Source organism: Pseudomonas sp. NPDC088429, from assembly GCF_044753305.1.
In the GTDB taxonomy this organism is placed as follows: domain Bacteria; phylum Pseudomonadota; class Gammaproteobacteria; order Pseudomonadales; family Pseudomonadaceae; genus Aquipseudomonas; species Aquipseudomonas rustica.
Genome location: NZ_JBIVMX010000001.1, coordinates 109,451 through 127,059 on the forward strand (window position 1 = coordinate 109,451; position 17,609 = coordinate 127,059).

24 protein-coding genes and 1 pseudogene are annotated in these 17,609 nt (G+C 58.6%); 14 read left to right on the forward strand and 11 right to left on the reverse strand.

Features of this window, described 5'->3' with window-relative positions; all coding sequences use genetic code 11:
* Window positions 1–201, reverse strand: a complete 201-nt coding sequence (locus ACIP66_RS00585) for a hypothetical protein (protein ID WP_400644374.1) — start codon at window positions 199–201, stop codon at window positions 1–3.
* A gap of 200 nt (window positions 202–401) precedes the next feature.
* Between ACIP66_RS00585 and ACIP66_RS00590 the strand changes: the two genes are divergently transcribed.
* The 3 genes and pseudogenes from ACIP66_RS00590 to ACIP66_RS00600 all read left to right on the forward strand — a co-directional run bounded on the left by ACIP66_RS00590 (window position 402) and on the right by ACIP66_RS00600 (window position 1,887).
* Window positions 402–1,310 (forward strand): alpha/beta fold hydrolase, encoded by a 909-nt coding sequence (locus ACIP66_RS00590; RefSeq protein WP_212549388.1) that lies wholly within the window; start codon window positions 402–404, stop codon window positions 1,308–1,310.
* A gap of 69 nt (window positions 1,311–1,379) precedes the next feature.
* Window positions 1,380–1,695 (forward strand): annotated as a pseudogene (locus ACIP66_RS00595) (gamma-glutamylcyclotransferase).
* Between the two features lie 33 nt (window positions 1,696–1,728).
* The gene (locus ACIP66_RS00600; protein ID WP_082341425.1) at window positions 1,729–1,887 is read left to right on the forward strand and encodes a DUF2986 domain-containing protein; all 159 of its coding nucleotides are present in this window, start codon (window positions 1,729–1,731) and stop codon (window positions 1,885–1,887) included.
* A gap of 58 nt (window positions 1,888–1,945) precedes the next feature.
* Here ACIP66_RS00600 and ACIP66_RS00605 read toward each other — a convergent pair whose 3' ends face one another.
* Window positions 1,946–2,182 carry a hypothetical protein gene (locus tag ACIP66_RS00605; RefSeq protein ID WP_053119685.1) on the reverse strand — a complete coding sequence of 79 codons (237 nt, stop codon included), beginning with the start codon at window positions 2,180–2,182 and terminating at the stop codon, window positions 1,946–1,948.
* 134 nt (window positions 2,183–2,316) lie between these two features.
* The gene (locus ACIP66_RS00610) at window positions 2,317–2,775 is read right to left on the reverse strand and encodes an Lrp/AsnC family transcriptional regulator (protein WP_053119684.1); all 459 of its coding nucleotides are present in this window, start codon (window positions 2,773–2,775) and stop codon (window positions 2,317–2,319) included.
* Between the two features lie 149 nt (window positions 2,776–2,924).
* On the opposite strand from ACIP66_RS00610, the gene ACIP66_RS00615 reads away from it, so the two are divergent.
* Both ACIP66_RS00615 and ACIP66_RS00620 read left to right on the forward strand, forming a co-directional pair.
* Entirely contained in the window at window positions 2,925–3,542 is a 618-nt protein-coding gene (locus ACIP66_RS00615; RefSeq protein WP_212549387.1) for a LysE family translocator, read from the forward strand.
* A 36-nt stretch (window positions 3,543–3,578) separates the two neighbouring features.
* Window positions 3,579–4,061, forward strand: a complete 483-nt coding sequence (locus ACIP66_RS00620; protein WP_053119680.1) for a MaoC family dehydratase — start codon at window positions 3,579–3,581, stop codon at window positions 4,059–4,061.
* Window positions 4,062–4,067: 6 nt separating this feature from the next.
* Here ACIP66_RS00620 and ACIP66_RS00625 read toward each other — a convergent pair whose 3' ends face one another.
* Together ACIP66_RS00625 and ACIP66_RS00630 are read right to left on the reverse strand one after the other, a co-directional pair.
* Window positions 4,068–5,165: a catalase family protein gene (locus ACIP66_RS00625; RefSeq protein WP_400644379.1), complete on the reverse strand. Its 1,098-nt coding sequence runs from the start codon at window positions 5,163–5,165 to the stop codon at window positions 4,068–4,070.
* A gap of 312 nt (window positions 5,166–5,477) precedes the next feature.
* Window positions 5,478–5,909, reverse strand: coding sequence for a DNA methylase (locus ACIP66_RS00630; RefSeq protein ID WP_053119676.1), 432 nt, complete (start codon window positions 5,907–5,909; stop codon window positions 5,478–5,480).
* A 206-nt stretch (window positions 5,910–6,115) separates the two neighbouring features.
* Between ACIP66_RS00630 and ACIP66_RS00635 the strand changes: the two genes are divergently transcribed.
* The gene (locus ACIP66_RS00635; protein WP_400644693.1) at window positions 6,116–6,340 is read left to right on the forward strand and encodes a hypothetical protein; all 225 of its coding nucleotides are present in this window, start codon (window positions 6,116–6,118) and stop codon (window positions 6,338–6,340) included.
* Here ACIP66_RS00635 and ACIP66_RS00640 read toward each other — a convergent pair.
* Window positions 6,331–6,576, reverse strand: coding sequence for a hypothetical protein (locus ACIP66_RS00640; protein ID WP_053119674.1), 246 nt, complete (start codon window positions 6,574–6,576; stop codon window positions 6,331–6,333). The two genes, ACIP66_RS00635 and ACIP66_RS00640, sit on opposite strands and share 10 nt — an antisense overlap.
* A 24-nt stretch (window positions 6,577–6,600) precedes the next feature.
* Window positions 6,601–7,302 (reverse strand): glycosyltransferase family 2 protein, encoded by a 702-nt coding sequence (locus tag ACIP66_RS00645; protein ID WP_212549385.1) that lies wholly within the window; start codon window positions 7,300–7,302, stop codon window positions 6,601–6,603.
* A 187-nt stretch (window positions 7,303–7,489) separates the two neighbouring features.
* Here ACIP66_RS00645 and ACIP66_RS00650 point away from each other — a divergent pair, with 187 nt between their 5' ends.
* From ACIP66_RS00650 to ACIP66_RS00665, 4 genes are all read left to right on the forward strand, one after another.
* Window positions 7,490–8,713 (forward strand): zinc-dependent alcohol dehydrogenase, encoded by a 1,224-nt coding sequence (locus ACIP66_RS00650; RefSeq protein WP_053119670.1) that lies wholly within the window; start codon window positions 7,490–7,492, stop codon window positions 8,711–8,713.
* Window positions 8,714–8,897: 184 nt separating this feature from the next.
* Window positions 8,898–9,146, forward strand: coding sequence for a DUF6555 family protein (locus ACIP66_RS00655; protein WP_159811412.1), 249 nt, complete (start codon window positions 8,898–8,900; stop codon window positions 9,144–9,146).
* A gap of 33 nt (window positions 9,147–9,179) precedes the next feature.
* Complete coding sequence (locus ACIP66_RS00660; RefSeq protein WP_400644384.1) at window positions 9,180–9,572, forward strand: GFA family protein; 393 nt, start codon at window positions 9,180–9,182, stop codon at window positions 9,570–9,572.
* A 75-nt stretch (window positions 9,573–9,647) separates the two neighbouring features.
* Window positions 9,648–10,376 carry an NAD-dependent epimerase/dehydratase family protein gene (locus tag ACIP66_RS00665; RefSeq protein ID WP_400644387.1) on the forward strand — a complete coding sequence of 243 codons (729 nt, stop codon included), beginning with the start codon at window positions 9,648–9,650 and terminating at the stop codon, window positions 10,374–10,376.
* A 6-nt stretch (window positions 10,377–10,382) separates the two neighbouring features.
* On the opposite strand, the gene ACIP66_RS00670 is transcribed toward ACIP66_RS00665, so the two are convergent.
* From ACIP66_RS00670 to ACIP66_RS00685, 4 genes are all read right to left on the reverse strand, one after another.
* Entirely contained in the window at window positions 10,383–11,312 is a 930-nt protein-coding gene (locus ACIP66_RS00670; RefSeq protein ID WP_400644390.1) for a ZIP family metal transporter, read from the reverse strand.
* 90 nt (window positions 11,313–11,402) lie between these two features.
* The gene (locus ACIP66_RS00675; protein WP_400644392.1) at window positions 11,403–12,227 is read right to left on the reverse strand and encodes a DUF3618 domain-containing protein; all 825 of its coding nucleotides are present in this window, start codon (window positions 12,225–12,227) and stop codon (window positions 11,403–11,405) included.
* Complete coding sequence (locus ACIP66_RS00680; RefSeq protein ID WP_159811416.1) at window positions 12,224–12,652, reverse strand: phage holin family protein; 429 nt, start codon at window positions 12,650–12,652, stop codon at window positions 12,224–12,226. Before ACIP66_RS00680 ends, ACIP66_RS00675 begins: the two co-directional genes overlap by 4 nt.
* On the reverse strand, window positions 12,652–13,215 hold the full coding sequence (locus tag ACIP66_RS00685; RefSeq protein ID WP_400644395.1) for a hypothetical protein: 564 nt from the start codon (window positions 13,213–13,215) through the stop codon (window positions 12,652–12,654). The genes ACIP66_RS00680 and ACIP66_RS00685 overlap by 1 nt, the downstream gene beginning before the upstream one ends.
* Before the next feature lie 246 nt (window positions 13,216–13,461).
* Here ACIP66_RS00685 and ACIP66_RS00690 point away from each other — a divergent pair, with 246 nt between their 5' ends.
* The 4 genes from ACIP66_RS00690 to ACIP66_RS00705 all read left to right on the forward strand — a co-directional run bounded on the left by ACIP66_RS00690 (window position 13,462) and on the right by ACIP66_RS00705 (window position 17,569).
* Window positions 13,462–13,908, forward strand: coding sequence for a low affinity iron permease family protein (locus tag ACIP66_RS00690; RefSeq protein ID WP_400644398.1), 447 nt, complete (start codon window positions 13,462–13,464; stop codon window positions 13,906–13,908).
* Window positions 13,909–14,756: 848 nt separating this feature from the next.
* Window positions 14,757–15,821: an ABC transporter substrate-binding protein gene (locus ACIP66_RS00695; protein WP_400644400.1), complete on the forward strand. Its 1,065-nt coding sequence runs from the start codon at window positions 14,757–14,759 to the stop codon at window positions 15,819–15,821.
* Window positions 15,822–15,835: 14 nt separating this feature from the next.
* A complete protein-coding gene (locus tag ACIP66_RS00700; RefSeq protein WP_400644403.1) occupies window positions 15,836–16,453 on the forward strand; it encodes a glutathione S-transferase C-terminal domain-containing protein in 618 nt (205 codons plus the stop codon).
* A gap of 42 nt (window positions 16,454–16,495) precedes the next feature.
* Window positions 16,496–17,569, forward strand: coding sequence for an AraC family transcriptional regulator (locus ACIP66_RS00705; RefSeq protein WP_400644406.1), 1,074 nt, complete (start codon window positions 16,496–16,498; stop codon window positions 17,567–17,569).
* Window positions 17,570–17,609 lie beyond the last annotated feature (40 nt).

Here is a 17,609-nt window from a genome sequence, read left to right on the forward strand (position 1 = left end):
TTAAGCGCGCGGCATCAACTTCTTGCCCTTGTTGCCGTGCCCGTCCTGTCCACCCTGGTTCTGCACGTTTTGCGAGTTGCCTTTACCGTTGCCCTGGCCCTTTCCGGGATCGGCCAGCGCGGCGGTAGAACCGACAATCAGCGCGACGCATGAAAACGCTGCAATCGTTGAGCGTAATCTGAACATGAGAGGTACCTTCATGGTTGCGTGCTCCTGTGAATTCCGGACGCTGCACGTTCAGCTTAGATGATTGAACGGACACAAGTTCAGGAGGCGACTGCATAGCGATTTGACGTCCCTGACCAGCTTCTGGCTGTCGGTTAAAAACCCTCCTGCCGCCATGGATCCGTCTACGCTCATTCCATTCCCCCAACAGCGCCCCCGCATCCGGAGCCACCGACATGATCCGTCCCTTGCTGACCGCCCTCACCCTCCTCGCTCTGAGCCTTCAGGCTCACGCCGACATCACGCCGTTCCCCGCAGGCTTCAAGACGCAGGACATCAAGGTCGAAGGCGCGACGATGCACGTTCGGGTCGGCGGCAAAGGCCCGGCGGTGGTGCTGTTGCATGGTTTTGGCGATACCGGCGACATGTGGGCGCCGCTGGCGACGGATCTGGCGCGCGATCACACGGTGGTGGTGCCCGATCTGCGCGGCATGGGTTTGTCGTCGATCCCCGAGGGCGGTTATGACAAGAAGACTCAGGCCGGCGATATTCGCGGCGTGTTAAGCGCGCTGAAGATCGAACACTCGGTGGTCATCGGCCATGACATCGGCACGATGGTCGCGTTTGCCTACGCCGCACGCTATCCGCAGCTCACCGATCGTTTGGTGGTGATGGACGCGCCCGTGCCGGGCATTACGCCATGGAACGACATCGTGCGTTCGCCGATGCTTTGGCACTTCGATTTTGGTGGCAAGGACATGGAGCGCTTGGTGGCCGGGCGCGAGCGCATCTACCTTGACCGCTTCTGGAACGAGTTCGCCGGCACCCCGGCCAAGGTCGATGAACAAACCCGTCAGCACTACGCCAAACTCTACGCGCGCCCGGGCGCCATGCACGCCGCTTTCGCGCAATTTCGCAGCATTCGTCAGGATGCCCTCGACAACGAACCGGTGTTGCAAAAACACTTGAGCATGCCGGTACTGGCGGTGGGCGGCGAGAAATCCTTCGGCAATAACGAGGCGATCGTCATGCGCAACGCGGCCGACAACGTCACGGAAGTGGTGATTCCTGCGGCAGGTCATTGGCTGATGGAAGAGGCACCGGTGCCGACGATTAAAGCCGTTCGGGACTTTATATCGCTGTGACCCCAGTTGTTGATTGCCTGGACTCGATCCATAGGTCAGGATTCACCCCTTTTCCAGCGGAGAGCAAACGTGGAGCGTCTATTCGTTTATGGAACCCTGGGCCCGGGGCGACCGAATGAGCATGTCATGCTGAAGATCGGCGGCGTCTGGGAAACTGCCACACTCAAGGGCCGTTTGGCCGAAGCCGGTTGGGGTGCGGAATTGGGTTATCCCGGTCTGATCATTGCCGACGATGGCGACGACATTGCCGGCTACGTGTTCTCTTCCGAGCATTTCGCCGGCAGCGCTCGACGAATTCGAAGGTTCTGAATATCAGCGCCTGCTGACGCAGGTAACGCTGGCAGACGGCTCAACCATCGACGCTTACGTGTACGCTCTTCGCTAGTTGCTATTGCGCCTATAAAACCGAGTAAAACCGATGAACCGTCAAAAGAAACTCAAGCAGTTGTTCAAGGAAAAGGCCAAAAAGGCCAGCGCCAAACTGGCGCCGAAAAAGCCGAAATACATCAGCAAGGCTGATCGTCTGAAGCTGGACGCCGAGGCCGCTGCAACCCCAGGCGAAACCGCCGAAAGCTGATCCCCGCGTTTCAGGCCCGATTGCAGTGTTGCAACGCACACTGCAATCGGCGCTGCCCTTATCGCGTTTGATTGACCACGCGAATCTGCGTCAACCCTACCCGCTCGGCCTGCTCCAGAATTTCTTCCGGGGTGGCGTCTGCCGTGGGCATCAGCAAACCGTTTTCGGCATCGCCCAAATGCAACTCCAGTAGATGCATGGCCGCTTCATGCTCGGCCAGATGGGTTTCTTTGAGTTCGAAGGTGTGGCTACGCGGCTCGCCGTTGAACAGGTATTCCAGGGTATAGGTGTGCATGCGGATATCCGTCAGTGGTTGAATGGACGACTTAATATCCTGACGAGCCGGTCAGCTTTTAGTTCAACCGAATCACAATGTAGCCCCTTGTGGCGAGGGGATTTATCCCCGCCGGGGTGCGCAGTGCCCCTCTCTTAAACGCCCAAAGGCAACGGCCGATCCTGCACCACCCGCTTCATCACCAACGTCGATGTCAGCCGCTGCACATTGGGCAACGTCGACAGGCTCTCGTCGTACAAACGCTGAAACGCCGGCAGATCCTCAGTGATGACGTGCAGCAAATAATCAGGCTCACCAAACAGCCGTTGCGCATCCACCACGTGTGGAATCTCCACCAGCGCCGTCTCAAACGCTTCGACAGCCTGACGATTGCCCTCGCGCAGGGTGACGAACACCATCGCGGAAAAGTTGAGGCCCAGCGCAGCAGGATCGAGTTGCGCGCGATAACCCAGCAACACCCCCGACTCCTCCAACGCCCGCACGCGGCGATGACAGGGTGAAAGGCTCAACCCGACGCGATCCGCCAGTTCAGTCACCGACAACCGACCATCCTTTTGCAGCTCAGCAAGAATATTGCGATCAATTCTGTCCACTCAGTAAAACCTTCCAATTTGCGACGCCACAACGATCATCTTTGAAAGAAGATTCTAGCCGGTTTTCATTATTCTTCCTTTGCACAAAACACTGTTCAGGAAGCAACGATGATCAAAACCACCTCCAATCAACGACCCTGGGTGACGCCATGACTTTGAGCATGTTTGCCGCGTTCTGGGCGGTGTCGATTCTATTTGTCATCACACCGGGTGCCGATTGGGCGTACGCGATCTCCGCAGGCTTGAAGCATCGCGTCGTTATGCCTGCCGTGGCGGGGCTGTTGTCCGGGCATTTGCTCGCAACCGTCATTGTCGCGGCGGGTGTCGGCACACTGGTCGCCAATCATCCTCTGGCCTTGTCGGTGCTGACGGTGGCCGGCGCCGGTTATCTGCTGTGGTTAGGCGCTAATCTGCTAGCCCGCCCTCCCACGCCGCACGCTGATGCAAGCCAGAGCACTGATTCGTGGGCGCGCTGGGCCTTCAAGGGCTTTTGTGTCAGCGGGTTGAATCCGAAAGTGTTCTTGCTGTTTCTCGCGCTGCTGCCGCAATTCACCAGCACCGCCGCAGCTTGGCCAGTGCCTGCGCAGATGATCGCGCTCGGGCTGGTGCACACCGTCAGTTGCGGAGTGATTTATCTGCTGGTGGGTTTCGGCTCGCAAGTCGTGCTTCAGGCCCGTCCGGCCGCCGCACGCGTGGTCAGTCGATTGGCCGGGGCGATCATGATCGTGATCGCGCTGGTGCTGCTGATTGAACAACTGCGTGCCTGACCTATCCTTCGAGCCAATGCCTATTCAAGGAAGCCTATGAAAACGCCGAGAGAACGTGCCGCCGAGGGCCTGAAGGTCGGAGACAGTTTCAGCGTTGTCCGCTGTTTCTCCTACGACGATATCCAGCAATTTGCGCAGATCTCGCGGGATTACAACCCGGTGCACTGCGACGCTGAATACGCGCAATTACGCCGGTTCAAGGCGCCCGTCGCCCACGGCCTGCTGACGGCCAGCCTGATGACCGAGATTGGCGGGCAGATTGGCTGGCTGGCCAGTGGCATGAGTTTCGAATTCAAGCGCCCGGTGTACGCCGAAGAACAGATCACCTGCCAGTGGTTGATCACCGACATTGCTGAGCGCGGGCACGCGAGAGCCGAGGTCAGCGTCGTCAATGGCGAAGGCGTCACTGTACTGCTGGCGACAACCACCGGTGTGTTGCCCGGCGCGCCGGAGCGGGAATGCCTGAAGCGCATGTTGGCAGAAGGTGATCCAAGCAACCGCTCGCGCCAGACCCGATGATCGAGCTCAACGAGGTTCCTGCATCGGACAAGCATTGTGCTCCGCGCGAAACCCGGCCGACATTTCATAGGCCGGTTTACGTACCCGCATGACTCCGCCCAACGGCCGATGCGCAGCCAAACCATGCCACGGGCTGAACGACATACCGTCGTCAATTGCTTCGACGTTGTCGCTGGCCCAGGCGTCCTGCGCATCGACTTCGATTCGCGCGACGGTGAGGTAAGGGCTGAGTTTCTCCGGCCACTCGACCGAGGCGTCTTCGATCGGCATTTTCTCAAGGTCTGTGGCCAGTTGTACCCGCACTTCCCACACCCCCGAGTTCTGCGCGAAATACGCTTTGACCGCTGCGCGCAGGCCATTGGGGTTGTCGGCAAAGTCGACGTGCTGATGAGTCAACGCCGTCAGTGAGGGAGAAATCGGCACGACTGCAATTTTTGCGTAGTACGCGCCATACAGTAATGGCGCGACCGTGCTGAAACTCTCGCCGAGAATGTGAGTTTGCGGGTGGCCGCCGAGACTCTTCAGCGTGCCACTTTCGCCGCCGGCTGACTCAATCGCCGCCTCAACACCGCGCAGTAATGCAGAAAACGCTTTCTTCAGACCGGGCGCTTTATCGGTCGTCTTCGCCAGCAACTTCAGTGATTTAAGAAATGCTTTGGGCGTGGCCGACGTAAAGGCTTTGGCGTTGATCATCACAAAATCCTGCGTCACCACCCCATCGCTGCCCGGCAGCCGTGGGCCGTCCACGCCAATGATCTTCAGCGCCAACCCGCGCGGGGTCGACACCTTGTCATCAAGAATGTCGCCCGGATTGGTTGAGAAACGCAAAACCACCGGCAACGTTCCCGGCGTCGCAAAGGCGCCTTGAGCAAGTTCGGCCGGAAGATTATCGAGCACCGTGATCCGCCCGCGCAGCACGCCATGGGCCTTGGCGTGAACGCTGCGCGTGGCGTGTCCATTGTCCTTGAACGTAGTTTCCATGATGGCATGCAGCGCTTTGTTCAGTTCCTCGCTGGTCTGTGCCTCGTCGTCGGGGATCTGCTCGAAAGCAGGCTCGAATGGCAACGGCCTGGCGGCAATGCTCACTACTGGAAGGTCATTCATGGAAGGTCTCTCCGCTCGATCGAATAGCGAAAAACGCCGGCCGTGTTACAGCTGGCGAAGGCAACGCGTGGAGCGTCAAGCCGTTGGTTTGAGTACCACTTTTGTCCAGCCGTTATCACGCGCATCGAAGTGCTTGTACGTTAGCCAGACGACGGAAAAATTCGTCGGCGCAGACTTATCTGTCAGGGGAGCAAGAACGTATGTTCAATCGAGTGAGCGGCAAGACGACGGACGGTCAGCGACGATACTGAACGTCGAAAACAATGAATTATTTGAGGATGGTGCTTTCTATTTCCGCGCTCGCTGCCCGGTTCAAAAAAGCACTGCGGCGGCTTCGCGCATAAAAATCTCGACGGTCTTGGGCCCGATCCCTTCGAATTCACCCAGACGTTTTTCAAAGGCCTGACGATCGGCGCTCGCCTCAACGATGTTGCCGATCTTGCCGTCGTATTCGGCGTTGAGCTTGTGCGCCAATGCCAGCAACCGCGATGCCGTTGATTCGTCGTAGCGCACGTAGTGAGCCTGGCCGAGCATCACCACCAATTGTCGATGGCTGCAGTGCGCCAGTTTCTGCGGCGTATCGCGCTGGTGCTGCTCAACGATCACCTGATAGGCCTTGGCAGCGATAGCGCCCTGAATCCTCTTGCCCATCAAGAAACTGGCGAGCAGCCATTTGAACAGGGCCGTTTCTTCACCACCCTGCAGGTCGATGTTCAACTCGTGTGCGCTGATTGCTTTGTTCACCTGTCCGGCCCTTTGCGATATCTCTCAGTCAGCATCTAGACCCGACACGACTGCGAACGATCCAGTGGCGAGAATCGGTGAAGGAACCCTTATTCGTGCAGGACACCTAAGGTTTAACTACAGGAAGGTGGTCAAGCCCAAATGCATAAACCGTACTGTGCCAGGAGGATATTTTGGCTGATCTGGATTGGGTGCAATGGCCAGCGATGGTCGTGACCGTTCTCGCCGCATGGCTGATCGGGTCGCAGCGACCGGCAAAGCGAATGTTCGGCTTTATCTGCTTTAGCCTGAGCAATGTGTTGTGGGTGATTTGGGGCGCCTATGCCGGGGCGTACGCGTTGATCGTCTTGCAGATTTGTCTGTTTCTGATGAACCTGCGCGGGCTGAGGAAAAACGCGAAGGGCAAGGAAGCCGAACCCCCTCAAGACTGACGGTGGCCGTCGAAATTCTTCTTGAAGCCTCGGGCATTCATCCCCAAAAGAATGCACTCAAGGAGGATCAGCGCGTAGGCGTCGGCGTGCAGCCCCCAAATCACCCAGAGCGCATTGCTGAGGATGAATCCCCAGAAAGCGATCATTCGCCGGTAGGCTCGTTGCGATCCGATAAACCAGGCAGAGGCTACCGTAATGACCATGGCCGGCCACTGCATCCAATCGATGTACTGCAATTTCCGCTCCCGCCTACATTCGCGTCAAAGAGAAACACCGGTACTGACTTGTTGATCAAGCACAGGCACGGCCAGTGACGTACTTAAATTGGCCAGGTACTCACCAAATCCGCCGCGACACTTGTAATCCTTGCGAGCGCTGGTGACCACCGGGTTCGTCGCCGTCCAGACGATATGAGCACCAATCCGCGTGAGATCACCCACCAGATGGACGTCTTCGTGGGCAGTGAGATGCTGGAACCCACCCGCGTTTCGGTAGGCCTCGGCACTCAAACCGAGATTGGCACCGTGGATGTGCCGATGGTTTTCGATGAACTGATAATGCTCCAGGTACTTTGAGCGAACCGACTCACCGTGCTCGTTCCAGCTGTCCACCTCGACGGTGCCACAGACGGCATCGGCTTTGAATTCAATCTGCCGTGCCAGCCAATCGGCGGGCACGGCGGTGTCGGCATCGGTGAAGGCAAGCCATTTCGCGCCAGCGGCCAGCAAGTGCTCTGCGCCGGTGGCTCGCGCCTTTCCCACGTTCTGGAATGACGCCACGATCGTGCTCACGCCCAGCGCTGAAACGATCCGCCCGGTGTGGTCAGTGCAATCGTCGAGGACGACCACTACCGAGACCGACTGGCCCGCCAATGCAGGATGTTGCGCCGCGAACAGAACCGACTCAAGACAAGCCCTGATATGGCGCTCTTCATTATGTGCAGGGATCACGACACCGATCATTAACGCTACCTCCGGCTATCAGAGTTACAGGCTCCTGCAGTCGACCGGTGGCTAAGCCAATAGGTTTAAAAAATCGCACAAGTGGCCGCGTCGGCGACCGCCAGTCATTTGTGCCCCTGAATCTATGAACTTACGTTCGCCGTTCCTCCTCTCCCACTTACCATCCAGCTGAAGCGGGTAAGACGTCATGAGAGCACTCACTTATCACGGCGCGCACAGCGTCAAAGTCGACACGGTTCCTGATCCGGTTATCGAGCAAAGCGACGACATCATCCTGCGCGTGACCGCGACAGCGATCTGCGGCTCCGACCTGCATCTGTATCGCGGCAAAATTCCCACCGTCGAGCACGGCGACATTTTCGGCCATGAGTTCATGGGCATCGTCGAAGAGACAGGGTCAGCGGTGACTGCCGTGCAGCCGGGCGACCGCGTGGTAATTCCTTTTGTGATTGCCTGTGGCAGCTGCTTTTTCTGTCAGATGGATTTGTTTGCCGCTTGCGAAACCACCAACACCGGCCGTGGCGCGATCCTCAATAAAAAAGCCATTCCTTCCGGAGCGGCGCTGTTTGGATACAGCCATATGTACGGTGGCGTGCCGGGCGGCCAGGCAGAATACGTGCGCGTCCCCAAAGCCAACACCGGGCCGTTCAAGGTGCCGGGCACACTGTCGGACGAGAAGGTTCTGTTCCTTTCCGACATCCTGCCCACCGCTTGGCAGGCGGTCACCAATGCAGACATCGGACCGGGCTCAAGCCTGGCGATCTATGGCGCCGGCCCGGTGGGTCTGTTGAGCGCGGCGTGTGCGCGGATGTTGGGCGCCGAGCAGATTTTCATGGTCGATCACCACCCCTATCGCCTCGCCTATGCACAGAAAACCTATGGCGTGATCCCGATCAATTTTGATGAGGACGATGACCCCGCCGACACCATCATCCGGCAGACCAAGGGCATGCGTGGCGTTGACGGCGCTGTGGATGCGGTGGGTTTTGAAGCGAAAGGCAGCACCACCGAAACCGTCCTCGCCACCCTCAAACTCGAAGGCAGCAGCGGCAAAGCCTTGCGCCAGTGCATCGCCGCCGTTCGACGCGGCGGCATTGTCAGTGTCCCGGGCGTTTACTCAGGGTTCATTCATGGCTTTCTGTTCGGCGACGCGTTCGATAAAGGCCTGACCTTCAAGATGGGCCAGACCCACGTTCATCGTTTCCTCCCGGAACTGCTCGGGCACATCGAAACCGGCCGGCTCTCCCCCGATGTGATCATCAGCCATCGCATGTCGCTCGAACAGGCTGCCGAGGGCTACAGGATTTTCGATAAACGTGAGGAGGATTGCCGCAAGGTCATTCTGACGCCAGGCGACAGCCACATTGCCTTGCCCGAGCTCGATGACGGCGTTGCGGTTCTGGCTACGTAAGCTTCATTCAGCGGCTAAAAAAGGCGCAGAGGATTCAGAGTTTTTGCGAGTCCTCTGGTTCCTTTTTTTAAGCAGTTTGCGTTGAATTCGCGGCGCTGTTATCCGCGTCGTTCGCATCGTAAAAATTCTTGGAATTTTTTTCTCTCGACACCACTCATTGGCGTATGAGCGTAAGGAGTAACTCATGAGCCAGACAGACATTTTCGTCATTGAATACAAACTTCACGGGCAGCCGAAGTCTTTCGTCATACGCGCGAAAACCATGCGCAATGCCGATGCCTGGCATTGGGCGAGTTGTGATGCCGGCATCGCGCCGATTCCGAAACCGGGCAAGCCGCCATTGAAAGTTGTATCCAAGCCTCAGGCCGAGCGATTCGGCGTCACGGAGGTGAAGTGGCGTGAAACGGCGACCGTGGACTGGACAGAGGCTTGAGCTTAATGCGGCAGACCAGAGAGGTGGACTGCGATGCTTAAACAAATCGGCAACACACACATCCGCGTCGATCACCGCGCCAGCTGTCACTGTGGCGCGGTGATTCTTGAGGTGCACTTGCCTGACGGTCTCCCTGCCCCGCACCGTTGCGATTGTTCGTTTTGCAAACGCAAAGGCGCGGTCGTGGCAGCGGTTCCGGCGGTGGACTTAAAGGTGATCCGGGGCAAATCGGCGCTCCGGACCTACCAGTTCGGCAAGCACGTAGCCGAGCATTTTTTCTGTGGCAACTGCGGGATCTACACGCACCACCGACGCAGCACCAACCCGCACGAGTTCGGCTTCAATGTGGGCTGCCTCGAAGGGGTCAACCCTTACGACCTGGACGATGTGCCTGTCGCCGAGGGTGGGGTTTGGCAAACACCTTGATTGGAAGCGAAGAAGGATGGTACTCATCGGTCAGTCGAGAACCAGAATGGAATCTCACCCTGAGGACATATGGACATGAGCGCACGAAAAATATTAGTCACGGGTGCTGCCGGCAAGATCGGCGGTGCCTTCTACAAAGCGTATGGCGATGAACTGGTTCTGCGCTTAGCCGATATAGACGTATCAAAACTTGCCGATTCCGGCGAACGTTTCGCCCTCGACATCACCGATTTATCCCGTTGCCATGAAGCCTGCGAAGGCATCGACACCGTCATTCACCTGGCGGCCGATCCGAATCCGGACGCGGATTTCATGACCTCCGTCCTGCCGGTGAATATCGTTGGCACCTACAACATGCTGCTCGCCGCGAAGACGCAAGGCTGCAAGCGCTTCATCTTCGCCAGCAGCGCTCAGGCCATCGAAGGCTACCCCAAGGATGTACAAGTCCACGAAAGCATGGCGCCCCGGCCCGGCAATCTTTACGGGGTCGGCAAAGCGTTCGGCGAAGCACTGGCATCGCTGCATGCCAACGACGGTGCGATGACCACCGTCGCCGTGCGCATTGCCAACGTAAACGAGTTTCACCCGGGTGAAGCGCACAGCCACAGGGACGTTGCGGCGTTTATCAGTGTGCGGGATGTCGTCGCGTTGCTGCGCGATTGCGTGGATGCCGAGCTGAACGGATTCCACGTTGTCCATGGCGTTTCGGACAATCGATACAAGCGCCTTTCGATTGATGAAACGCGAAAAGTCGTCGGCTATGCGCCGCTGGATGATGCCTTCAAGATTCTTGAGGGCAAATAACGCGCGCTAACCCAACGCCGTATCGAGAAACATCATCACTCCAAAACCGAGCATCAATCCAAGAGTCGCGGGTGTCTCGTGACCATTGCGATGGGTCTCCGGAATGACCTCATGGGACACCACAAAAATCATCGCGCCAGCCGCCAGACCGAGAGCGATCGGATACCCCAACGCGAAGCTGCTGGAAACACCCAAACCGACGATGGCGCCGATCGGTTCCATCAGCCCTGAAGCGACGGCAATCAGCGCCGCTCGCAATGCCGAAAGCCCCGTCACACGCAATGCCAGCGCAACTGCCAAGCCCTCGGGAATATCCTGAATGGCGATGGCGGTTGTCAGCGGCAACCCTACCTGCATGTCGCCGTTGGCGAAACTCACACCAATCGCCATGCCTTCCGGCAGGTTGTGCAGAGTGATTGCCAATACAAACAGCCAGACTCGATTGATGCGCTTCGCTTCAGGCCCGCGCCGACCGCTTTTTTCGTGTTCGTGCGGCACGAAGCGATCCAGTCCGACCATCAGCGCCACGCCCAGCGCCAACCCGGCCACCACCACACAAGCCGCCAGCAACTGATTGCCGCACAAGGCCTGTGCCGCTTCGATGCCCGGCAGAATCAGCGAAAAAGAACTGGCGGCAAGCATCATGCCGGCCGCGAACCCAAGCATGATGTCCTGGGTACGCGCAGCGATGTCGCGCAACGCTATCGCCACCACCGCCCCTAATGCGGTGGCGCCAAATCCGGACAGTCCGCCCAGAAAAGCAAAATAAAGATTCGCCTTGTTGGCGCCGACAAATGCGCCATAGCCGCTGACCATCAACAGAACAGCCACGCACGCCAGCGCTAGCCAGAAGGCGCGACCTCCCCAGCCAGCGTTTGTGAGATGGCTAAACCAGTTTCGTGAAGACGCTTCGGAAGGCGTTGCAGGTTCGGACATCATTCCCACCATTCAATGTGTTTTCACTGATCAAGCGACGATCATTGCCCCCGGCAAGGAGGCCCATTGCGGGCCTCCGGTTCTCCGCGATCAGGAGGTGCCCAAGCCTTGGGAAAGATCGGCGGACGGGGCCGACGACGTTGCAGTCGAGGAGTCTGAACGGGCGGCGACAGCCTCTTGTTCAGTGGTTTTCGTCACGGTATCGCGAACCGCTTCATAGCCTTCCTGCGCCTGCTTTTTGACTTTATCGACCAGCCCGGCGCTGGTGCGCCCCATCATGCGCTGTTCGGTGCTGGTGGTTGGCAACGCGGCACCGAGCAAGGCGCCCAGAGCGATGCCGGCGGCGGCGACCACCAGGGGTTGTTCCTTGAGCAGTTGATTGAACTGCTGACCCAATACCTGTGAGTTGCGCGCTAACCGATCACCGGCATCGTGCATCGCATGGCTGAGGTTTTCACTGGCGGCACCAACGTTGTCGCCCAAGTGTGCGGCTTTGCCTTTCAGCGATTGGTAACCTTCCTTCAGCGAATCGGCCGTCTGGTGCAAATGGTCGCGCGCACTGTCGATACCGTCCGCCAAACCATCCGCCCATTCCCCGGCCCTGTCCTGATCGGGCCCGGTCCGATAAACCGGTTGCGGCACCGGCGGCCGGTTCTGGCTCATCATCAGCCACAGCAGACCCACCGAGGTCAGCACCGCAGGCACGGGGTTGTTGCGCACGCTGGTGCCAAGGTTAGTGATAAACGTCGAGCCATTGTTTTGCATCAGGCCCCAGGCCTGGTCGAACATCTGACCGGGGGTGAACTTGCTTTCCAGCTGGTCGACGATGTTGCCGATGCTGGCGCGCTGCGCGTCGATTTCCCGTTCGATCTGCTCGGGACTTTTTTGCGATTCGATATCCAGTTCAGTGTTCATGAGACTTTCCTCCGCAGCGCTTCCTGATCTTTGTTCAGAGCGTCCAGCGTCCGGTCAGGTTTGAAATGGGACGGCTCGAATTGTTTTTTGCCGGTTTGCAACATGGCGAAGCCGATGATCATCACCACAACACCGACGATCAACGCTGCCAGCCACGGCGCCATGAACAGGCTCAAAGCGTAGACCGCCGACATCAGCAGGATGATGAAACCCGCCAGAAAAACGATGGCACCGCCCGCCACCGCCGCAATGCCGGCCTTCAGCGTGGTGAGGCTGGTTTGCAGCTCGGCCTTGGCCAAGGCCAGTTCCTTGGTGAATAACGCGGGCACTTCGCGGGACAGCTGTCGAAGCAGACCGACGACAGAAGCGTCGTCAGGTTGCGCAAGAGGTCTTGTGCCCGGCAGATCCGGATCGTCTCTGTTCATCACAGTTCTCCTTTCGCGACTGGCGCAACGGGGGTCGGTGCGGGCGACGTTTCATAAGGCCGATGGGCGCCATAACCGTCTGATGGCGGCATGGAGGAACTGCCTGCTGCCGGATCGTGTTGGGCGCTGACGGTGACCGCCGCGCCCGTGCCGGCCTTGAGGAATCGCGATAATCCGAACCCCACGGCAATGCTCCCGGCAATGAACAGCGCGGGATTGCTGCGCGCCAGATCCGCCGCATCGTGCAAGAGCTGTTCGGCACTCTTGCCGCGAAGATTGCCGGCCAGCCCCGTCATCGACTCCGCCATGTCGCTGAGGTAGTCGGACATGCCCAGTGAGTCCTTGTCCTCCAGTTCCGACACAAAGCTTTCCGCACCTTGCGCCAATGCCTCGATCTGATCGGCGGCGGTGTCGCGATATTGGCCAAACTGCGCATCGGCTTGATGCCTCGCGCCGCCCAACGCCTCGGTGACCTCTTCCTTTAAATGCTCAAAGTCGTGCTCAGGCTTGCTGCCTGCCGGATCGCCGGTCTGAGATCCTGCTCTGCTGTCTGAAGTATTCATGTCGTCCCTCGCCTTCTGGATGAAAACGTTTAACGGGACTGCGCAGCAAGGATTGCCCTGAGCCCCTCACTGCAGAGGACGGGGGAGTTTGACGCAGAGTTCAAAGAGGATGATGGGCGACCTGCAAGAAGGTTTTCCAGCAGCGACGGCTACGCGCAAACACGGCGACGAGCGGTCTAAATGTAAAAAAGAATTTCAAGAACTGGCTGCGGTCAGACTCGTTACATTCAACGAGAGCTCGCACTCATGACTTTTGCACGTTTCTGCCAAGGCCTTTCAAACTGGGCCGGCAGCTCGAAAACTTTTCTCCTCGCGATCGTCTTGATTGGGGTTTGGGGACTGACCGGGCCTTACTTTCACTACAACGATACCTGGCAACTGATCATCAATACGTCGACCACCATCATCACCTTCCTGATGGTGTTTCTGATCCAGAACACGCAAAACCGCGACAACGACATTTTGCACCTGAAGATTGATGAACTGATTCGCGCGACCACGGCGGCGCAGAATGCGACGTTGGGGCTGGATAAAATGGGTTCACGGGATCTGCGCAAACTGCGCGATCGCTATAGCTCGCTGGGTGAGTGTCACCAGGTCAATCTCGATCCTGAAGCGCATGAAGCGTTTGTTGATGGCGTGCCAGTTTCATCGACGACTGCCGAAGCGGAACGAGTGGATTTGCAACGCTGAATTGCCCGCGGAGCAAAAAATCTGTGGGAGCAGAGCTTGCTCGCGAAAGCGGTGTGTCATTCAACAATGCACTGGTTGAAATTACGCCTTCGCGAGCAGGCTCGCTCCCACAAGGATTTGGGGTGTGCTCGGGGTTTTGTGTACGGCAGAAAACTTGTAGGAGCAGAGCTTGCTCGCGAAAGCGGTGTGTCATTCAACAATGCACTGGCTGAAATTACGCCTTCGCGAGCAGGCTCGCTCCCACAAGGATTTGGGGTGTGCTCGGGGTTTCGTGTACGTCAGAAAACTAGTAGGAGCAGAGCTTGCTCGCGAAAGCGGTGTGTCATTCAACAATGCACTGGTTGAAATTACGCCTTCGCGAGCAGGCTCGCTCCCACAGGGATCTTTGGCGTATTCGGGGTTTTGTGTACGACAGAAGAACATGTAGGAGTGAGCCTGCTCGCGAAAGCGGTGGGTCATTCAACAATGCATTGCCTGAGTTGACGCTTTCGCGAGCAGGCTCGCTCCCACAAGGATTTGGGGTGTGCTCGGGACTTTTTGTACGGCAGAAAACTTGTAGGAGCAGAGCTTGCTCGCGAAAGCGGTGGGTCATTCAACTATGCATTGCCTGGGCTGACGCTTTCGCGAGCAAGCTCGGCTCCTACAGTGAACGACGGGGTATCTGAGGGGGATTTGGCTCGGCATAGTTTTTATGCCTGAAAGGCATTGCTGCCCCAAGCTATGCGCTGTCGCTCATATGCCCAAAGCGACTAACCAGCACATTTTTAATTATTTTATTTCTGCGTGTGTACGCCGCTATACCTGCGCCTTCGATCCGGCACCTCGCTGGAATTTGCAGGAGCATCCGTGTGAGTCGAACGACGTCGTTTAGCAGAACTTCCCTTCCGAAAGCCGCGCTCACCCTCGCCGCTTTACTCGTTTCCAGTCTGGCGCTGGCCGATACGGTCAAGGAAATCCGTATCGCCGTGCCTGACATCAGCGCCGGGCCGACACCCAGCGGCGCGGGGATTGTCGACGTATTACGCGATCGACAAACCCTGGAAAAGGAGTTCGAAAAGGACGGCATCAAGATCCGTTGGGACTTCTTCAAAGGCGCGGGGCCGGCGATCAATGAGGCCTTGGCCAACAACCAGGAAGACTTCGCTTACCTCGGCGACTTGCCGGCGATCATCGGCAAGGCCGGTGGCCTCGACACGCGTTTGCTCAGTGCGACGGCCCGTGACGTCAAACTCTATCTCGCCGTACAGCCGGGCTCGGGCATCACCACCCTCGAAGCACTGAAAGGCAAACGCGTCGCTATCTTCCGAGGCACCGCCACGCAACTTTCGTTTGCCTCGGCACTCGCGCACCAAGGCTTGAAAGAGAGCGACTACAAAGTCGTCAACCTCGACTACAACGCCGCCAACGCGGCACTCGCCGCCAAGCAAATCGACGCTACCTGGTCGGGTGCCGGCGTGATTGCGCTGAAGGCACGCGGCCTCGCTGAATTGCCGCTGACCACCGTCGACCTCGATGGCGCCGGCAGCATGCAAGCCGTGTTGTTAGGCCGTGGCGCCTTTGTCGACGCACATCCAGAACTGGTCGCGCGCCTGATCAAGGCGCAACAACCCGCCATCACCTGGCTGCGCAACGACGACCACAAACAGGACTACATCAACCTGGTTTCAAAACTCGCCAGCTTCCCGGCAGACATCCTCACCACCGATGCCAAAGACCAATCGCTGGTAAAGATTTTCGCCCCGCAGCTCGACGCGCCGTTCCTCGACAACTTGCAGCGCAGCGTCGATCTGGCGCTCAACGCGAAACTGATCCGCAAAGGTTTTGAAGTGAAAACCTGGGCCGAGCCGCGCTTCATCGAGGCTGCCATGCAACACACCGACACCGCTTCGCAAACCCCACAAGCCAGCCGCTAAAACAAGGACTCTCCATGACCACGTTGTTCATTTTCCCCGGTGCCTGCTCGTTCGCTGCCCATGTCGTGATCCACGAATTGCAACTGCCTATCAACGTCGAGCGCGTGACCCTCGGCGACCCGAACTCGCCCTATCGCCAGATCAACCCGACCGGCCGTGTACCAGCGCTGTTGCTGGATAACCAGACGCTGCTCACCGAAAACACCGCGATCCTGCCGTACCTCGCCGACCTCAAACCCGGCACAGAATTGTTCGCACCGGCAGGTTCAGTCGAGCGCGCGCAGATTCAAGGCTGGCTCGGTTACGTGGCGACCGAGATCCACGTCGGCGCGTTTCGCCCGATCAATCGCCCAGAGCGTTACAGCGCTGACGAAAGCGCATTCCCCGGCATTCGCCAGCGAGCGCTGGAACAACTGAGCAACGCACTGAAACCGATCGAAGCACGACTGGCGCAAACCGAGTATCTGGTCGGTGATCGTTTCACCGTGGCGGACGCCTACCTCGGCGTCTTCCTTGGCTGGAGCGCTCGCGTCGGTGTGCTCAACGATTTCCCTGCGCTGCAGGCCGCACTCGGTCGCTTCCGCGCGCGGGAATCAGTGGTGCAGACCTTGGCCGCCGAAGGCCTCGCCTGAATCACCCCGAGGACGGATAACCGAATACGCCGGAGAACCACCATGCCAAGCACCGATACCATTGCCACCTGGGCCCAAGTCATCGCCCGCACGCTGGAAGCACAGGGCATCGACGCCGCCCCGCTGCTGAGCGAGGCCGGTATCAGCCGTTGTCATCTGCATGACCCTGATCAGCGCATCGCCCTCCCCGCCATGAGCGCATTCTGGCGGGCGGCGCGGCGCATCAGTGCTGACGAATGTTTTGGTCTGCAAGTGGCGCAGCACAGTTATCCGACCGATTTTCACGGGTTGTTTTTCGCCGCGCAAAGCAGTTCGACGGTGATTGAAGCGTTGCAACGGGGCGTGCGTTACGCCCCGGTGATCACCACGTCGGCGGCAATGAGTCTGGTGCGCGGGCCGCACACCACGCGCATGGTTTACGGCGTGGCCGACGGCGCGGAGGTGGAGCAGATCGCCACCGAAGCGTCGATTGCCTGCGCGGTGCGCTTCACCCGGCAAACCTGGGTGGATTTGCCGATCGTGCACGGCGTGCGCATGGCCCGCCCGGCCCCGCAAGATCCGCTGCGCTGGACACGTTTGCTCGGTTGCCCGATCCGCTTCGACGCCGGCGAAAATGCCATCGAATACAGCAACCGCTGGCTGGATGCGCCGCTGAACACGGCCAATCACGCCGTGGCCCAAGGACTCGATGGCGTGCTCAACGACTACCTCGAACGGCAACGACGCCTGAATCTGCCGGAGCGGGTTCGCGCGGCGATTATTCGTTACTTGCCTCTGGGTGAAGTTCAGCAAAGTCGTGTCGCCGACGAGCTCGGCATGAGCGTGCGCAATCTGCATCGGCACTTGCTCAAACACGACAGCAGTTTCAAGGCGTTGCTCGACGATTGCCGGCGACAACTGGCGTTCAGTTACCTGCGCCAGACCGACTGTTCAATCAACGAAATCTGCTATCGACTGGGCTTCAATGAGCCGAGCAGTTTTAATCGCGCGTTCCGTCGCTGGACCGGCGAAAGTCCCGGCAAATGGCGGCGTGATGATGTGCCGTTGCAACCTCAACGTTACGTGCCACGGCCCACTGTTTTCGCGGCTGAGCGAGCATTGTCGATCGCGGTTTGAGTCACTTGTCTGCGGCGGACCATAGGTTGTCCGCGCAGGC

Bases quoted from the DNA above. Each gene is read 5' to 3' on its own strand.
- ACIP66_RS00585 (WP_400644374.1), bottom strand. From the start codon at position 201: ATGAAGGTACCTCTCATGTTCAGATTACGCTCAACGATTGCAGCGTTT.
- ACIP66_RS00590 (WP_212549388.1), top strand. From the start codon at position 402: ATGATCCGTCCCTTGCTGACCGCCCTCACCCTCCTCGCTCTGAGCCTT.
- ACIP66_RS00600 (WP_082341425.1), top strand. From the start codon at position 1,729: ATGAACCGTCAAAAGAAACTCAAGCAGTTGTTCAAGGAAAAGGCCAAA.
- ACIP66_RS00605 (WP_053119685.1), bottom strand. From the start codon at position 2,182: ATGCACACCTATACCCTGGAATACCTGTTCAACGGCGAGCCGCGTAGC.
- ACIP66_RS00615 (WP_212549387.1), top strand. From the start codon at position 2,925: ATGACTTTGAGCATGTTTGCCGCGTTCTGGGCGGTGTCGATTCTATTT.
- ACIP66_RS00620 (WP_053119680.1), top strand. From the start codon at position 3,579: ATGAAAACGCCGAGAGAACGTGCCGCCGAGGGCCTGAAGGTCGGAGAC.
- ACIP66_RS00625 (WP_400644379.1), bottom strand. From the start codon at position 5,165: ATGAATGACCTTCCAGTAGTGAGCATTGCCGCCAGGCCGTTGCCATTC.
- ACIP66_RS00635 (WP_400644693.1), top strand. From the start codon at position 6,116: ATGGTCGTGACCGTTCTCGCCGCATGGCTGATCGGGTCGCAGCGACCG.
- ACIP66_RS00645 (WP_212549385.1), bottom strand. From the start codon at position 7,302: ATGATCGGTGTCGTGATCCCTGCACATAATGAAGAGCGCCATATCAGG.
- ACIP66_RS00650 (WP_053119670.1), top strand. From the start codon at position 7,490: ATGAGAGCACTCACTTATCACGGCGCGCACAGCGTCAAAGTCGACACG.
- ACIP66_RS00655 (WP_159811412.1), top strand. From the start codon at position 8,898: ATGAGCCAGACAGACATTTTCGTCATTGAATACAAACTTCACGGGCAG.
- ACIP66_RS00660 (WP_400644384.1), top strand. From the start codon at position 9,180: ATGCTTAAACAAATCGGCAACACACACATCCGCGTCGATCACCGCGCC.
- ACIP66_RS00665 (WP_400644387.1), top strand. From the start codon at position 9,648: ATGAGCGCACGAAAAATATTAGTCACGGGTGCTGCCGGCAAGATCGGC.
- ACIP66_RS00670 (WP_400644390.1), bottom strand. From the start codon at position 11,312: ATGTCCGAACCTGCAACGCCTTCCGAAGCGTCTTCACGAAACTGGTTT.
- ACIP66_RS00675 (WP_400644392.1), bottom strand. From the start codon at position 12,227: ATGAACACTGAACTGGATATCGAATCGCAAAAAAGTCCCGAGCAGATC.
- ACIP66_RS00680 (WP_159811416.1), bottom strand. From the start codon at position 12,652: ATGAACAGAGACGATCCGGATCTGCCGGGCACAAGACCTCTTGCGCAA.
- ACIP66_RS00685 (WP_400644395.1), bottom strand. From the start codon at position 13,215: ATGAATACTTCAGACAGCAGAGCAGGATCTCAGACCGGCGATCCGGCA.
- ACIP66_RS00690 (WP_400644398.1), top strand. From the start codon at position 13,462: ATGACTTTTGCACGTTTCTGCCAAGGCCTTTCAAACTGGGCCGGCAGC.
- ACIP66_RS00700 (WP_400644403.1), top strand. From the start codon at position 15,836: ATGACCACGTTGTTCATTTTCCCCGGTGCCTGCTCGTTCGCTGCCCAT.
- ACIP66_RS00705 (WP_400644406.1), top strand. From the start codon at position 16,496: ATGCCAAGCACCGATACCATTGCCACCTGGGCCCAAGTCATCGCCCGC.